General features: G+C 68.3%; 1 protein-coding gene. It reads left to right on the top strand.

Annotated elements, in window-relative coordinates:
- Positions 1 to 60 precede the first annotated feature (60 nt).
- Positions 61 to 249, top strand: a 189-nt coding sequence (locus tag NLU14_RS22600) for a hypothetical protein (RefSeq protein ID WP_275710834.1), incomplete at its 3' end; no start/stop codon positions are given.

The raw sequence follows: 249 nt of genomic DNA, 5'->3' as shown, positions 1-249 counted from the left end.
ATAAGCAGCGACGAGGGGGTCCGCATCGGAAGCCCTTCGTCCGAAGGAGGAGCGAACGCGATGAAGCGCGCGATCCGAAGGGCGGGACGCTGGCTGCTTGCCTTGACGCTCGCGGCGAGCGGCGCGGGCTGCGCCAAGGGCGGGGATCCGGCGCCTGAACTGCCCGCCCGCACGTACGCCAATCCGATCTCGCTGCCGGACGAATGGGGCGAGTACGGGCTCGGCGATCCGTTCGTGTTCAAATACGAC

This window comes from Marinobacter iranensis, assembly GCF_029207565.1.
Classification (GTDB): domain Bacteria; phylum Pseudomonadota; class Gammaproteobacteria; order Pseudomonadales; family Oleiphilaceae; genus Marinobacter; species Marinobacter iranensis.
The sequence above is the reverse complement of the archived record's forward strand: the minus strand, read 5'-3'. Positions and strand labels throughout refer to the sequence as shown.